Below are 13,231 nucleotides of genomic sequence, written 5' to 3'. Positions count from 1 at the left end.
GCCGCCCTACGCTACGTCCTCGACGGGCCCTGCTACCGACGCACCCCGAGTGTCCGGGGGCGAGATCGGAAGCTCACCAGCTCAGAACGGCACCCCACACTGCAGGATGACGTTGGCGTATGGGGTCTCCTCACCCGTACGTACGACGAACGCCGCCTGAGCCACTCGCGCTTTCAGCTCCTCGTGCGGCACCATGATCGCCTCGCCCAGGTGTGGGGCCCGCTCCGCACACCATTCCTGCACCTGAGAGTCGAGGCTTTCGTCAGCGACCGTGTGAGCCTGCACCACGATCTCGGAGAGCATGATGTCTAGTACGGTGCGGAAAGCGATCTCGCCATGACCTAAAGCCAGATCGACCATCGGCAGGTCACGAGGTATCGGCAGCCCGCAATCAGCGATCACCACGGTGTCGGTGTGGCCGAGCAGGCCGATCAGACGGGAGAGTTCGGCGTGGCGTAGGCCCGCACGTCTCATGAAGAGGTCACGTCCTCACTGGAGTTATCGGTCGGGTAGGAATCTTGGGCACCTTCCCGGGTTACCGACAGCGCGGCAAACCGGGTCGCGCGACGTGCCGCCTCCACCAGGTCGCCACCAGCGGCCAACGAGGCGACCAACGCGCCGACAAAAGCGTCACCGGCACCGGTGGTGTCCACCACCGTGACCGACTCCGCCGGAACGTTCACCGGCCCAGCTTCGCGGGCTGCGGCGGTCAACAGCAGTGCGCCGTGCGAGCCGAGGGTCATGACGACACTGGCCACACCGGCGTCAACGAGTCGACAGATCACGTCCGCCGGGGGGCAGTCCGGCGAGACGTCCACCCCGAGTATCTTGGCGGCGCCGAGACCTTCATGCTCATTGACGATCAGCGGATTCGCGGCGAGCAGCGCCTCAGCGGGATAGTCGACAACGGGGGCCAGGTTGATCACCGGCCGAGCTCCCACGTCGACGGCACGACGGACGGCGGCGGCGGCGACTGGTACGGGCAGCTCGCCTTGAGTGATGAGGAAGTCACCCGCGTGCAGGTCGGCGAGCTGAGCCAGTTCGGGGTCTCCGACCAGGAAGTTGGCCCCAGGGACCACGATGATGGAGTTTTCTCCCGCGGCATCGACGGTGATCAGTGCTAGACCAGTAGGCCCTTCGACCTGACGGATCCCGGTGAGATCACAGCCGCTGCGGCGTAAACCCGCCACGGCCACCTCGGCGTGGCCGTCGGAGCCGACCGCGCCGATCATCCGGACACGTGCCCCGCTCAGGGCGGCTGCGACCGCTTGATTAGCGCCTTTGCCGCCAGCCCGGGCTTGTCCGCCGTCGCCGAGGACCGTTTCTCCAGGTAAGGGGTGCCGCTCGACTCGGGCGAAGAGGTCGGCGTTCAACGAGCCGAGGACGGCGACCCGGTGCGTGCCCGGGTCACCTCCCTCACCGTGTGTCGTGGCGATCACTTCAGGTATTCCCCGACGTTGCCGACCTCGACCGTCTTGACCTCAACCGGGATCTTCTTGTCGACCTGTTTGCCGTCGGCGATCTGCAGAGCCAACTCGACGGCTTTCTGTCCCAGCACCTTGGGCTGCTGGGCGATCGTGCCGACCATGGTGCCGGCCTTCACGGCCTTCAAGCCGTCAGCAGTGCCATCGAAGCCGAAGACCTTGACCTCTTTGCCTGCCTTCGCGCCCAACGCCTGGACGGCGCCGAGTGCCATCTCGTCGTTCTCGGCAAAGACCGCGGTCACATTGGGGTGTGATTGCAGCAGGTTCGTGGTGACGTTCAGGCCTTGGGCACGTTCGAAGTTTGCTGGTTGCTTGGCGGCCACCTTGATCTGGGGGAACGCCTTGAGGCCTTCCTCAAAGCCTTGACCACGGTCTCGGCTGGCGGATGTCCCGGCCACACCCTGAAGGATCAGGATTTCGCCCTTCTCGCCAATTGCTTTAGCCAACGCTTCAGCGGCTTGCTTACCCCCGGCGACGTTGTCGCTGCTGACCAGGGTGGCGATGTCCACGCCGTTGACGCCGCGGTCCACGCCGATCACCGGAATCTTGGCGTTGCTGACCGGTTTGACTGCGGCACCAGCTGCGTCGGAGTCGACGGGGTTGATGATCACCGCGCTGGGTTTCTTCGTGGCGGCGTCCGCGAGCTGGTTGGCTTGGGTGGCAGCGTCGTTCTGTGCGTCAACCACGTTGATGGTGGATCCCGCGGCCTTGGCGGCGTCTTGTGCGCCGTCCCGCAGGTCCACGAAGAACGGGTTGTTCAACGTTGACAGGGCCAAGGTGATCGATGTGCCCCCCGAGGAGCCCTTGCCGCCGGAGCTCGAGGACTCCCGGTTGCAGGCGGTTGTCGACACGGCGAGGGTGCCTGCCAGGAGTGCGACGGCGAGGGTACGACGGGTGGTGCTAGACATGGGTTCTCCCTGATAACTCGACTCTGAGTGGGGGTGGGGGGTCGCTGGGGTGCGGGGTCACCGACGCTGCCGGATCACATCGAATCCGACGGCGAGGGCGATGACCAGTCCGATGACGACCTGTTGCCAGAAGGCCGTCACGTTGAGGAGGTTGAGACCGTTGCGGATGACGGCCAAGACGAGGGCGCCGACGAGGGTGCCGCTGGCTTTGCCGGTGCCGCCGGAGAGGCTGGCGCCACCGATGACGACGGAAGCGATGGCGTCCAGTTCGTAGCCGCTGGCGGCTTGGGGCTGCGCGGAGGCGAGCCGCCCGGCCAGGACCAGACCGGCGATCCCAGCAAACAGGCCAGATAGGGCATAGACGCTGGCGGTGAGGCGCGCGACGGGAAGACCAGCGAGGCGGGCAGCTTCTTCGTTGCCACCGACGGCGAAGAGCGACAAGCCAAAAACAGTGCGGCGGAGCACAAAAGCGGTGATGAGCGCTGCCAGGATGAGGATGAGGACCGGGACCGGGACCGGGCCAAGGTCGGCGCCGAGCCAGGTGACAGCGTCAGGCATTTCGACGGGGCGGCCGCCGGAGATCACCAGGGTGAGTCCCCGCGCGATGGACAGCATGGCCAGGGTGGCGATGAACGCGGGGAGTTTGGCGTAGGCGACGGCGAGCCCACAGACCGCTCCGGCGAGCAGCCCGACAGCGGGGCCGACCAGCAGCGCCATCCAGCCGGGAAGTCCGGCGCTGGTGGTGGCCCAGCCAGCGCTGATCGCGGCGAGCGCGGCGACGGAACCCACGGACAGGTCAATGCCGGCGGTGATGATGACGAAGGTCATGCCGAACGCGAGGACCGCCACCACCGCTGCTTGGACGCCCACGTTGAGGAGGTTTTGGGCGGTGAGGAAGTCGGGGGTGGCGATGAACATGGCCAGACAGACCACGGCCAAGCCGACGAGGGCACCGTTGTCGGAGAGGAATGTGGTGACCCGTTCGCGGGGGGTGGGGCCGGTGGCCGCTGCCGGTGGGGCAGCGCTGATCTCAGTGGACACGGGTGGACTCGACCTCCTTGACGGCCAGGGACATGACTGCGTCCTGGCTGGCCTGCGCTGCGGGTAGTTCCCCGACGAGGCGTCCTCGGGCCATGACGAGGACGCGGTCACTCATGCTGATGACCTCGGGGAGCTCGCTCGAGGCGAGCAGGACGGCACCGCCGGCGGCGGTCACGCGGTTGATCAGTTCGTAGATTTCGACTTTGGCGCCGACGTCGACGCCCCGAGTGGGCTCGTCGAGCAGCAGTACTTTTGTGCCGGCCATGAACCAGCGTCCGAAGACCACTTTCTGCTGGTTGCCGCCAGAGAGGCTGCGCACCTGTTGGGTCATGGACGCGCGCCGTAACCGCAGGGTGTCGGCGACGTCGACGCCGCGTTCGCGTTGACCGTTGAGGTCCGCGAGCGGGCCGCGGGCGGTGGGGCGCAGTGTGGCGTAGCCGAGATTGTCGGTGATGGAGGCACCCAGCACCAGGCCGGAGGTTTTGCGGTCCTCAGGGACCAGACCCACTCCGGCCCGGACGGCGGCGGCGACGTCATGGCGGGGGAGAGGGCTGTCGGCGATGCGGATTTCACCGGCGTCGTAACGGTCGGCTCCGGCAATGGCCCGGAGGAGTTCGGTGCGTCCGGCGCCCATCAGTCCGGCCAGACCGACGACTTCGCCAGCGCGGACCTGGAGGGTGATGTCGTCGAATAGTCCGGTGCTGCTGAGGTTTCGGACGTCAAGCAGGGTTTCGCCGAGGTCCCCGGCGCGCCGGGGGTAGAGGTCATCGATGTCCCGACCGACCATGAGGCGGACCAGTTCGTCTTCGCTGGTGGAGCCGGAAACGGTGTCGACGTACTTGCCGTCTCGCAGGACGGTGATCCGGTCGCCGATCTCGGCGATCTCGTCCAGGTGGTGACTGATGAATACCATGGCGACTCCGGCAGCGCGCAGTTCTCGCACGATGTCGAAAAGGATGTCGGTTTCGGTGCGGGTCAGGGCTGCGGTGGGCTCGTCGAGGATGAGGATGCGGGCGTTCTGGGCCAGCGCGCGGGCGATTTCCACGAGCTGTTGCCGGGCGATGCCGAGGCTGCCGGCAGGGCGGTCGACGTCAACGTCGAGACCTACCCGGTCGAGGGCGGCGCGGGCGTAGCGTCGCATCTCGGCGCGGTCGATCAGTCCGTGACGGCGAGGGGTGCGTCCCAGGGTGATGTTCTCCGCGACGGACAAGGTGGGGACCAGGTTGAGTTCCTGGTGGATGGTGGCGATGCCGCACCGTTCGGAGGTGGCGGTGTCGGTGATGCGTACGACGTCGCCGTCTAGGTGGATCTCACCCTGATCGGGTTGGTGGACTCCGGCGATGATTTTGATCAGGGTGGATTTTCCAGCGCCGTTCTCACCGAGGAGGACGTGGACTTCTCCAGCGCGTAGTTCAAGGTCGACGCCGTGGAGGGCAGCGACGCCGTTGAAGGATTTGCTGACACCGTGCAGGGCCAGGACGCAGTCGCTCACGCGCGACCTCCGCTCACGGGTTGGGGGGACGAGGGGTTCTGATCGAGCTCACCGCAGGAAGCCCGAGGGACGAGGTGCATCGGGACGACGACGGAAGCGACCTGGGCGCCATTGCATTGGTCCTGCAGGAGCTGTACGGCGGCTTCACCGAGGAGCCGCACATCCTGAGCGACGACCGTGACTGCCGGATCGACCAGGGAGAACCAGGGGATGTCGTCGACGCAGGCCAGCGCGATGTCTTCGCCGATGCGTACGCCGCGGTGTCGCAGCACCATCAAGGTGCCTAACGCCATGAGGTTGTCGGCGGCCACGATGGCATCGAGGTCGCCGCGGTCTAGCAGGTGGTGGGTGGCTTCGAGCCCGCTGGCGAGTTGGAAGTCGCCTTCGGCGATGTGGGCGTCCGGCAGGTCGAGGCCGTGGTGGTCGAGTCGGTTGCGAAGCGCCTCAAGGCGGTCACGTCCGGTGGAGGTCGACTGGGGGCCAGCGACGACCCCGATACGTCGGCGGCCGAGACCGACGAGGTGATCGACCAGCGCCGTCATACCACCGTGATTGTCGCTGGTGACGGTGGGGACACCGGGGATGCCGGGATCGCGGTCGACCAGGACGGTGGGAGTGCCCGCGGCGGTTTCGATCAGGGTCCGGCTGGCGCTGCCCTGTGGGACCGCGATAATGCCGTCGACATGGTGGCTGGTGAGTGCGCGCAGGTAGCGGTCTTGCTGTCCGGCTTGTTCGTCGGCGCTGCCCATGATGAGGGCCAGGCCACGTTCGGTGGCGGCTTTGTCGACGTGGTAGGCCAGGTCGGTGAAGAAAGGGTTGCGCACGTCTGGGACGAGCAGACCGATGGTGCGGGTGCGCTGGGTGCGCAGGCCACGGGCGAGGTTGTTGGCTTGATAGCCCAACCGTCGGGCGGTGGCGGCGACCTTGCTGCGGGTCTCTGGGGCCACCGGGCCGGAGCCGGTGAGGGCTCGGGACGCCGTGGCCATGGAGACTCCGGCCGCTCGGGCGACGTCGCGCAGGGTGGCCATGGCACCTCCTCGTGCAGCCTTTGCACATCATTGTGGAAACGATTCCAGTGAAATCGTTTTCGCATCATGCTCCTCTGCGCTTCCGCACGTCAAGCGGGCCTCGCGCAACGGAGTATCTTCGCAGGTGAGACGGCATCAATGCCGTCGAGCTTTCCCAGCTCAGTGACGACGCAGGGCCATCACCTCAGACCGCGGCGTGATGCACCCGATCGGTGATCATTCCCGCGATTCGCACCGCCAGAACTCGGTCATCGGTGCGGATGCAATCAAAGCGCCGCTCCCGCTCTGCGGTATGGGTGCCTACCGGTCTATCCCGCCCGGCCAAGATCATCCCGGACCCAGGCAACAAGGTCACCATGATCCACTCCTGCGTCATCGGGTCGTCGTCGGCCAGATGACCCCACAACATCCCCGACACGGGCGACTGCTCCGACCCGGCCCCGATCATCGTGACCGCCACTCCCCGGTCCACCAACTCCCGGTACGTCGACACTGCCCGCTCGTCCAAATAGTGCGAATGCTGCGCGCAGACAAACATGTCCGCATGCATCCCGACGGACAGAGCGGCCTGCTCCAAGGTCCATCCAGCAGCGAGCATCTCTTCCTTGTCCACCACCCGCGGGGGATACGCCGCCGCTATCACCTCAAACGGGGTGCGGGTCGCGCTGTCTACCTCCACCGACGTCGTCGGGTGATCCGCGACCTGAGAGGTTGCCGTGACAAACGGACCGGCCACATGGGTCGCCCCAGCAGAGACCGCAGCCCACTCGTCGACCGCGCTGCCGACCGAATCAGCTACCACCCACGGCCGGGCCCCCCGCACCGCCGCCACTAACGCGCTGACCGACTCTCTGCGCTCGCTGTAGTCCAGTGGCTTGTCGACGTCCAGGAGCAGAATGTCCGGTCGGATCAGCTCGACGGCGCGTCGCTCCGCATGGGCCACCACCGGGTGCATTGTGGCGGGTGCGGCAGTCAGGCCTGATATCGCGATCAACGAGACTCCCTTGACCCGCAGGTCAATGACCGCTCGTTGTGCGCTGCGAGGATCGGCGGTGACGTCTTGATGTTCCAGGATCATCCCGGAGCCAGCGGGGAGTGCGGCGAAGGCTTCTTGCACTGTGTCAGTAAGCGCAGCTTGCACCGTCACCGGCACCAATACCGGGGTGTCGATCGGAGTGGGCGCCGCTCGCAGGGCCATGGCTACTCCCGCGGCGCGCATCCCATCGAGGCTGACCAGATCGGGGGAGTCGAGGAGGGCTATGCGTAAGGCGCGGGCGCGGGCAGCGTCCGCACCCGCTGGATGGCTGGCGATGAGTGCTGATCGGTCGCGGGTCATGGTGCGGAAGACTGGGCGGAAGTCCAGCTCTGCGGCAGCGGTCCGTAGTGATGCGGTGGGGTCTTCGCCGCCTGGTGTCGCGCGGTGGTGATGGGGGATCGTCACGCGGGGCCAATGCCTCCCCCAAGGAACCATTCCGACGACCTCCGCCCCTCGATCTACGCGCACTGTCGAGACTACGCTCCTCTGCGACGTCTCAGGGGGCTTAAGGCCAGGCAGAAGCCTCAATCGCAGAATCCAAATCGATTGCTGGAGAGAATGATTCATAAATGTCGCTGCGCTGAGATACCAGCAGTGACGTCTCCGGGGCCACTGGGGTCAATGACGCCAAAAACACCGTCACCCCCAACAAGTCCGCGCAGCCTCCCGGCGACCAGCCCCGTGCCGACAGTTCCACGTCGTACCGCTCTGCGTGCTCCGCAAAATCCCGAGCCGCCGCCCCACCCGCCGCGAGCATCCCCGCCGCCCACTCCCGCACCGACTGCACCGCCACCAGGCCACCGCGAGCTGCCAGGCAGGTGTCATCGTTGCTCGCCAACAACACCAGCAACGCTTCCGACAAGGCCGAGTCAACATCTCCTCCCGCCGCCAAGACCCGCCGGTACGCCGGCAACGACCCTCGGCGTACCGAGTCAAAACCCCTCGCCGCCTCCGCTGGCGCCCCACCCATCCCGTATGTCGCCCGCGCCCGAGCTCCGTGCGTGTCCAACTCGGTGAGTGGCGGACTCGAAGACTCCCCGCGCACCATCACCGACACCACCGCGCACACCACCGACACCGGGTCGTGGTCCGAGATGCCGGTCACCGCCGCCACCACCGCTGGCGACGCCGACGCTACCCACCCCGCAGCCGCCGTCAACAGCCCCAAGGCGTAAATCGCGCCCTTATGCGTGTTGACCCCGCCGGTGGCGTCGTACATCCGGGCCTCCGCCGCGATGCCCACTCGCCGTAACTGCGGCATCATCGTCACCGGCGACTTTCCCCGCCGCCCCACCGACCGACCCACCTGCTCACACGCGGTGAATCCCGACACCACCGATGCCGCGCTGACCTCAAACAACGACACATCCATGTCTGGATGTGCCCCACAGCTCATCCGGTCGACCAGTCCTGGCTTCGGGGTGTGCCACACCTCCGTCACCAATGCCTGGTACGCCGACGACGCATATGGTGACGCCTCCGCCAGTTCCCACCCGGTGACGATCCGTCGACATGCCGCAGCCACGTCAGAGTGGGCATGTGCGCCACTGCGGGCACATGCGGCCGCTGCCTCCCCGCAGACCAGGCACCGTCGCGGCAACGAACCCCACCCGCCACGAGACAACGGCCGGGCGATCCCCTCCTGGAGGGTCAGCACATCAAGATCCCACAGCCGCCCGCACGGATGGCTGTCCTCCACATCGACGAGCGCCCGCTTGACCACCTCTGGGGCAGCGGTGAGTGCCCACAGCGCCTCATCCCCGCCGACACCACCAGCGCGGATGTCCTCGGCCGCCACTGGCCACCCTCGCAGTGCGATCGTGCGGCGCACAACGGCCACCATCTCAGCCCACACCGGGACCGTCCACGGCGGGCATTTCTGCGGACCGGGCACCACCAGCGTCGCTGACACCACCGCAGTCACGTGCGGTGGCGCCAACAATGACCGCTGCCGCTCGGCTCGAGCTTCCCGGGCTGCTAAAACCGCTGCGGCGATCTCAGGGCGCTGCCCTCCCGGTCGCACCGGGAGGGCAGCGGACCTGCGATGTCCTGAGGGAATCACCGTGACGTGGGGGAATGAACCTGCCGGACCACGTCGATGACCGATCCGTCGCGGTAGCGGATCACCCCGACGATGCGTTCATCGAACTCGATCGGGCGGGGCCGACCACAGATGGCCAGGGCGCGCTCGTGCAACTCCGCGATGCTGCACACCGGCAACTTCGCTGCCCGAAGCCGCTCCGCCAGTTCGGGACGGGCAGGGTTGACGGCGATGCCATGGTCAGTGACCACCGCACCGATATTGACGCCCGGCGTGACCAACGTCGTCACCCGCTCCACCACGGTGGGGATACGCGAACGGATCAGCGGCGCCACGATGATCGGCAGATGCGCCCCGGCAGCGGTGTCACTGTGCCCACCGGAAGCTCCCATCATCAGCCCGTCTGAACCGGTGATGACGTTCACGTTGAAGTCCACGTCGACCTCCAACGCGGACAGGATGACGATGTCCATCTCGTCGACCGACGCTCCCTTGGAGGTCAACGCGGCGTACTCGTTGGTGGAGATTTCATGATGGGCTGGGTTGTCCCGCAACGACTTCGCCGCAACAGAGTCAAAGCTCTGCGTGTCCAGGATCGACCGGATCAGACCTTTCTCGTGCAGGTCAACCATCGCGCCGGTGATCCCGCCCAAGGCAAAACTCGCGGTGATCCCTTGGCGGCGCATCTTCGTCTCCAAGAATCGCGCAGTCGCGGTCGCTGAACCACCCGAACCGGTTTGGATGGAAAAACCGTCGTTGAAAAAGCCACTGTGCTCAATGACATCCGCGGACAGCCGACTGATCAGCAGCTCCCGAGGGTTTGACGTCGCCCGGGCCGCGCCCACCGAGATTCGGGCCGGGTCACCGACCTCCTCGACGGGCACGATCCAGTCGACCTGGTCTTGGCTGATCGATGCCGGCAGGTGCGGATACTCCACGATTTCCTCGGTGAGCAACACCACGACGTCAGCGAAAGCCGCGTCGACCATTGCGTATCCCAGGCTGCCGCAGGCGCTGCGCCCGGCGGTGCCATTGGCGTTGCCCATCGCGTCGCACTGACTGACCCCGAGGAAGGCGACGTCCAGGTGCAACTCACCTTGGCTGATCAGCCCGACCCGGCCACCGTGGGAATGGATGTGAATCGGCTCGTCGAGCAAGCCGCCGGAAATTTCTCGGGCCAGCTGTCCGCGCATCCCGGAGGTGTAGATCCGCCGGATCACCCCAGACCGGATGTGTTCGATCAGCCCGGCATGGCAGTTGTTCAACGAACTCGACGCCAGCGTCAAGTCTTGAAAACCCATGCGCGCCAGGGTGGAAACCACCCGGAGGATTGTCTTGTCGCCTTCCCGGAAATGATGATGGAAGGAGATGGTCATCCCGTCGCGCAGCCCGCTGCGACGGATCGCTTCCTCCACCGAGTCCACGATCTTGCGGGTCCGTTTCGCCTTGGCATCTGAGAGGTGTGGCGCCGCCGCATCAAAGCTGGTGTACGGCGTCAACCCGTCCAGTTCGGGTGCGGCCAGTCCGCGCACCCGCAACGTGTTGTCGGCGTAACTGCGGGTGGTGTACGTCGAAGTGCCATTGCTCGGGGAGACAGTCATCGACGTACTCCTGACGCATCGGCGTACTGGACGGTCCGTCGTGCTGCAGCGACGATCGGCGCGTCGATCATCTTGCCGTTCAACGAAATCACTCCCAAACCTTGGGCTTCGGCGCGATCAGCGGCCTCAATCACCAGACGAGCGTGGTCCAACTCCGACTGGGTTGGCGCGTAGGCATTGTGCAGGAGGTCGATCTGTCGTGGGTTGATCAAGGATTTCCCATCAAAACCGAGCCGTTTGATCAGTTCGACCTCGGCGAGGAAACCGTCTTCGTCAGAGAGATCCGACCAGACCACGTCGTACGCGCCGATCCCAGCGACGCGAGCCGCGTGCAGCACCGCACAGCGGGCGTAGAACAATTCAGTGCCATCGCCGCGAGTGGTCTGCATGTCGATGACGTAGTCAAAACCCGCCAACGCAATGGAATCCATGCGGGGGCTGGCCGTGGCGATCGCCACCGCGTTGACCACCCCAGACGCGGATTCGATCGCCGCCATCAACCGGGTCGAACCCACCGGACGCCCACAAGCTCGTTCGATGTCCTCCACGTGGCGTTCTAGCTCATGGATCTGATCTGGGGTCTCGGTCTTCGGGAGTCGGACCACTTTCGCCCCGGCCCGCACTACCGCCTCGAGGTCAGCTGGCCCAAATGGGGTGTCCAACGGGTTGATCCGCACCACCGTTTCCATGTCCTGGTAGGACAGGTGTTGCAGCGCATGGAAGACCATCAGTCGGGCCGAGTCCTTCTCCCGCAGGGCGACTCCGTCCTCCAGATCAAACATCACCGCGTCCGGCCCAAAGACGTACGCCGTGGCCACCATGGCGGCATTGCTGCCTGGAATGAACAACATCGAGCGGTGCGGTCGCTCCGCACGCATATCCCGTCGACCTGCGTGCGGTGCTGGGGTGGCGGTGTACGTCGACATCGCCGCTGCCTGTGGCCTTGCGGGCATGACCGTGCTCCTGATCTGGTCAGACACCTCGGTGGTGTTCATAGCCGAGCCCAGTCGATCGCGTCCGGCGCGCCCGACCCTCGCAGGCAGGCTGCTTGCACTCGGGCCCGGATGGTGAAGTCCAAGGCGCCTTTGTCCTCCACGAGGACATGTCCGGCATGGACTCCGAGGTCCTGCAGTGTTGAGGACACGACCTCCCGGATGGCGTCACCGAACTGCGCCATCACCGTGGATGTCACCACCACCTCCATCGCTCCGTCGGGCCGGTCTGGTGGTGTGATGCGCACCATCAGATCACTGGACTCCAAGGTGCCGGCCACCGCCGGCTGGATGATTTGCACGGTCGTCCTCTCGTCGCTGCTAGGTGGCTTTTTTCGCGTCGGACATCGCCGACGACGTTTCACGGCCGCGATGACGCGGCGGAGTCCAGCTCTGCGGCACCACCGGAGGGGATGCCAACGGTCCGGACAGGACGGAGCGCATCAGGCCACCGGGGCCCCGACGAAGGCGCGTTCTAAGGCGGCGAGCGCGGATTCCCGCACGTGCGGGTCCGACCATGAAGCCTCCGAGTTGGCCTCCGCAGTCGCCCGGGCTTTGTCGTGGGCGTCGCCGTACCGCTCGATGATCAGGGCGTACGTCGCTGATGGCACCAGGTCACGCAGCCCATCCAACCGGCCGTCAAGGATCCGTCGGCGCACCTCGGTCGCTGAGATGGCCCGATCATGGGACGTCAATCGAGGAATTTCCACGACCGTCACCGGCGGCGCCGAGTCCGATGCCTGCTCCAGCCAGTAGCGCATGTCGGCGTTGTATTGCCGGGTGACGCGGCACAACGGTTCCGTTCCGACGTACCGGTGGGTCAGCCCCAACGCTGGGGCAATGTGTTGCCGAAAGATCCGCAGGTCAATTGCGGTGGCTGCCATGTCAATGATTCCTTCGTCCTTCAAGAAGTACGTCGGGAACGTCGCTTTGCTGACGATGTACGGCGAGCCAGGATGGACGTGGATCCGATCCCGTTCGGGCAGCGTGGCGACCCCGGCACGGACCAACGCCAATCGGTCACGGTAAGGGAAGAAACTGGCGTCCTCAGACACCACGAAGACATGGAGGTAATCGCAGTCCTGCGCGGCCTGCTGCAGCAGATATTGATGGCCCAGCGTGAAGGGATTGCAATTCACCACGCACGCGCCGACCTTGGGGCGGTCTCGTCGGTAGAACGTCAACTGCTCGGTCCACGTGGACACCCCGGACGCGGTGTTCTCCATCATCACTACCGTGTCTGGGACCGACGCGATCGTATGGAAGCCACACCCGGAGAAAGCCTGCTCATATTGAGGTCGGGTGTAGAGGAACAAATGGTGGACACCCCGGTCGACTGCCGTGTAGGTGAGTTCGGTGATCAGTTTTTCCACGACACCTTGCCCTTGGACGGCATCGTCGATGCTCACGCATTTGATGACGTCACCACTCAACCCGCCGCAGCCGACGAGCCGGTCCTGTCGGCGGGCCACGCAGTAGACATCAATGCCCGAGTCGACCTGCAATCCCTGTTGGGCGATCAGATCCCTGACCTGAGCCATCGTTCCTGGTTGCAAGGTTGGGATCACCGTGTCGTAGCTGATCTCGTCCAAGGGGATGTCGTCCACG

At 65.7% G+C, this 13,231-nt stretch carries 12 protein-coding genes; all 12 read right to left on the bottom strand.

What is annotated here, in order from left to right; translation table 11 throughout:
- Positions 1 to 81: 81 nt before the first annotated feature.
- Complete coding sequence (gene rbsD, locus KEM60_RS05835) at positions 82 to 474, bottom strand: D-ribose pyranase (protein WP_219106522.1); 393 nt, start codon at positions 472 to 474, stop codon at positions 82 to 84.
- On the bottom strand, positions 471 to 1,439 hold the full coding sequence (locus tag KEM60_RS05830; protein ID WP_255574298.1) for a ribokinase: 969 nt from the start codon (positions 1,437 to 1,439) through the stop codon (positions 471 to 473). The genes rbsD and KEM60_RS05830 overlap by 4 nt, the downstream gene beginning before the upstream one ends.
- Positions 1,436 to 2,392 (bottom strand): substrate-binding domain-containing protein, encoded by a 957-nt coding sequence (locus KEM60_RS05825; RefSeq protein ID WP_219106521.1) that lies wholly within the window; start codon positions 2,390 to 2,392, stop codon positions 1,436 to 1,438. The genes KEM60_RS05830 and KEM60_RS05825 overlap by 4 nt, the downstream gene beginning before the upstream one ends.
- A 57-nt stretch (positions 2,393 to 2,449) precedes the next feature.
- Positions 2,450 to 3,433 carry an ABC transporter permease gene (locus KEM60_RS05820; protein WP_370626297.1) on the bottom strand — a complete coding sequence of 328 codons (984 nt, stop codon included), beginning with the start codon at positions 3,431 to 3,433 and terminating at the stop codon, positions 2,450 to 2,452.
- Positions 3,423 to 4,925: a sugar ABC transporter ATP-binding protein gene (locus KEM60_RS05815; RefSeq protein ID WP_219106520.1), complete on the bottom strand. Its 1,503-nt coding sequence runs from the start codon at positions 4,923 to 4,925 to the stop codon at positions 3,423 to 3,425. Before KEM60_RS05815 ends, KEM60_RS05820 begins: the two co-directional genes overlap by 11 nt.
- Positions 4,922 to 5,953 (bottom strand): LacI family DNA-binding transcriptional regulator, encoded by a 1,032-nt coding sequence (locus KEM60_RS05810; RefSeq protein WP_219106519.1) that lies wholly within the window; start codon positions 5,951 to 5,953, stop codon positions 4,922 to 4,924. Before KEM60_RS05810 ends, KEM60_RS05815 begins: the two co-directional genes overlap by 4 nt.
- 184 nt (positions 5,954 to 6,137) lie before the next feature.
- Positions 6,138 to 7,394 carry a hypothetical protein gene (locus KEM60_RS05805; RefSeq protein WP_219106518.1) on the bottom strand — a complete coding sequence of 419 codons (1,257 nt, stop codon included), beginning with the start codon at positions 7,392 to 7,394 and terminating at the stop codon, positions 6,138 to 6,140.
- A 100-nt stretch (positions 7,395 to 7,494) separates the two neighbouring features.
- Positions 7,495 to 9,051 carry a citrate lyase holo-[acyl-carrier protein] synthase gene (gene citX / locus KEM60_RS05800; RefSeq protein ID WP_219106517.1) on the bottom strand — a complete coding sequence of 519 codons (1,557 nt, stop codon included), beginning with the start codon at positions 9,049 to 9,051 and terminating at the stop codon, positions 7,495 to 7,497.
- Positions 9,048 to 10,631 carry a citrate lyase subunit alpha gene (gene citF / locus KEM60_RS05795; RefSeq protein WP_219106516.1) on the bottom strand — a complete coding sequence of 528 codons (1,584 nt, stop codon included), beginning with the start codon at positions 10,629 to 10,631 and terminating at the stop codon, positions 9,048 to 9,050. The genes citX and citF overlap by 4 nt, the downstream gene beginning before the upstream one ends.
- Positions 10,628 to 11,584: a citrate (pro-3S)-lyase subunit beta gene (citE, locus tag KEM60_RS05790; RefSeq protein ID WP_219106515.1), complete on the bottom strand. Its 957-nt coding sequence runs from the start codon at positions 11,582 to 11,584 to the stop codon at positions 10,628 to 10,630. The genes citF and citE overlap by 4 nt, the downstream gene beginning before the upstream one ends.
- A 38-nt stretch (positions 11,585 to 11,622) precedes the next feature.
- Positions 11,623 to 11,925: a citrate lyase acyl carrier protein gene (gene citD / locus KEM60_RS05785; RefSeq protein WP_219106514.1), complete on the bottom strand. Its 303-nt coding sequence runs from the start codon at positions 11,923 to 11,925 to the stop codon at positions 11,623 to 11,625.
- A 141-nt stretch (positions 11,926 to 12,066) separates the two neighbouring features.
- The gene (gene citC, locus KEM60_RS05780) at positions 12,067 to 13,230 is read right to left on the bottom strand and encodes a [citrate (pro-3S)-lyase] ligase (protein WP_219106513.1); all 1,164 of its coding nucleotides are present in this window, start codon (positions 13,228 to 13,230) and stop codon (positions 12,067 to 12,069) included.
- Between the last annotated feature and the right edge of the window lies 1 nt (position 13,231).

This window comes from Austwickia sp. TVS 96-490-7B (genome assembly GCF_019331795.1).
In the GTDB taxonomy this organism is placed as follows: Bacteria; Actinomycetota; Actinomycetes; order Actinomycetales; family Dermatophilaceae; genus Austwickia.
This window is presented reverse-complemented; position numbering and strand designations above follow the sequence as displayed.

Excerpts from the sequence above, each read along its gene's own strand:
- rbsD (WP_219106522.1), bottom strand. The coding sequence starts at position 474 with ATGAGACGTGCGGGCCTACGCCACGCCGAACTCTCCCGTCTGATCGGC.
- citF (WP_219106516.1), bottom strand. The coding sequence starts at position 10,631 with ATGACTGTCTCCCCGAGCAATGGCACTTCGACGTACACCACCCGCAGT.
- citE (WP_219106515.1), bottom strand. The coding sequence starts at position 11,584 with ATGCCCGCAAGGCCACAGGCAGCGGCGATGTCGACGTACACCGCCACC.
- KEM60_RS05810 (WP_219106519.1), bottom strand. The coding sequence starts at position 5,953 with ATGGCCACCCTGCGCGACGTCGCCCGAGCGGCCGGAGTCTCCATGGCC.
- KEM60_RS05825 (WP_219106521.1), bottom strand. The coding sequence starts at position 2,392 with ATGTCTAGCACCACCCGTCGTACCCTCGCCGTCGCACTCCTGGCAGGC.